The sequence below is a fragment of the Flavobacterium poyangense genome (genome assembly GCF_011751075.1).
GTDB lineage: Bacteria > Bacteroidota > Bacteroidia > Flavobacteriales > Flavobacteriaceae > Flavobacterium > Flavobacterium poyangense.
Map to the genome: position 1 here is coordinate 1 of NZ_JAALLN010000038.1, position 1,951 is coordinate 1,951.

Annotated in this window: 1 rRNA gene; it reads right to left on the reverse strand. The window is 59.8% G+C overall.

Annotated features, from left to right (window positions below):
* Window positions 1-1,951: ribosomal RNA gene (locus G3A47_RS23690) — 23S ribosomal RNA — on the reverse strand; the annotation flags it as partial.

A 1,951-nucleotide genomic window follows, 5' to 3' on the forward strand; every position in this document is an offset into this window, starting at 1 on the left:
CGAAGTTACGGATCCAAGTTGCCGACTTCCCTTACCCACATTATTCTATCGACTAGAGGCTCTTCACCTTGGAGACCTGCTGCGGATATGGGTACGAACCGGCGCGAACCTCCACGTAGCCCGTCCCCGGATTTTCACGGTCCGAAGGGCATGCCTGGACACCGCCGCAACTGCGGTGCTCTACGCGCTCCATTCCCTCTCTCTGCGCTAGGCAATTCCAGGGAACCCGAACGCTCAAACAGAAAAGAAAACTCTTCCCAGGCCTCCCGACGGCTTCTCCGGGTCATGTTAGGTTACCCCGACGAACTTATGCGTACTGAGACGCGGGGCTCGACGTGAGACGGTTCCGCGACCGGGTTCCGGAATGGGGACCGGATTCCCTTTCGCCCGATGCGGCCCTCCTGCTGCGATAATGGGCGGCCGCTCGCCTACGCGCTTATAGGTCACGTGGTTGCTGCACGTTGGTCGGAAGGCCGGCATCTGCATCGGGTTTCCCCTAGGGCTTAGGATCGACTGACTCGTGTGCAACGGCTGTTCACACGAAACCCTTCTCCACGTCAGTCCTCCAGGGCCTCGCTGGAGTATTTGCTACTACCACCAAGATCTGCACCGACGGCGGCTCCAGGCAGGCTCACGCCCAGACCCTTCTGCGCACACCGCCGCGACCCTCCTACTCGTCAGGGCTTCATGACGACGAGCATCGCTGCTCGCCGCCCCACTTGCCTCTGACGGCCGAGTATAGGCGCGACGCTTCAGCGCCATCCATTTTCAGGGCTAGTTGCTTCGGCAGGTGAGTTGTTACACACTCCTTAGCGGATTCCGACTTCCATGGCCACCGTCCTGCTGTCTTAAGCAACCAACGCCTTTCATGGTATCCCATAAGCGTCGACTTAGGCGCCTTAACTCGGCGTTTGGTTCATCCCGCATCGCCAGTTCTGCTTACCAAAAATGGCCCACTTGGAGCTCCCGATTCCATGGCACGGCTCACCGGAGCAGCCGTGCCGTCCTACCTATTTAAAGTTTGAGAATAGGTCGAGGGCGTTGCGCCCCCGATGCCTCTAATCATTGGCTTTACCCGATAGAACTCGTAATGGGCTCCAGCTATCCTGAGGGAAACTTCGGAGGGAACCAGCTACTAGATGGTTCGATTAGTCTTTCGCCCCTATACCCAAGTCAGACGAACGATTTGCACGTCAGTATCGCTTCGAGCCTCCACCAGAGTTTCCTCTGGCTTCGCCCCGCTCAGGCATAGTTCACCATCTTTCGGGTCCCGACAGGCGTGCTCCAACTCGAACCCTTCACAGAAGATCAGGGTCGGCCAGCGGTGCGGCCTGTGAGGGCCTCCCGCTCGTCAGCTTCCTTGCGCATCCCAGGTTTAAGAACCCGTCGACTCGCACGCATGTCAGACTCCTTGGTCCGTGTTTCAAGACGGGTCGGATGGGGAGCCCGCAGGCCGTTGCAGCGCAGCATCCCGAGGGATGCGCCATTAGGCGCGCAAGAACCGGCGGTGCCGACGACGGCTTCCGGAGGCACCTAAGGCCCCCGGGCTTAGGCCGCCGGCGCGGCCGACAACAGTCCACGCCCCGAGCCGATCGGCGGACCAGCAGAAGCCGTTCCGCATACGACCGGGGCGCATCGCCGGCCCCCATCCGCTTCCCTCCCGGCAATTTCAAGCACTCTTTGACTCTCTTTTCAAAGTCCTTTTCATCTTTCCCTCGCGGTACTTGTTCGCTATCGGTCTCGTGGTAGTATTTAGCCTTAGATGGAGTTTACCACCAACTTAGAGCTGCACTCTCAAGCAACCCGACTCTAAGGAGAGGTCCTCCCACGGCGCGTCCCGGTCACTACGGGCCTGGCACCCTCTACGGGTAAGTGGCCCCATTCAAGATGGACTTGGACGCGGTCCGACGCCGCGGGGAGAATGGGACCCTCCCGAACACCACAAAGATCG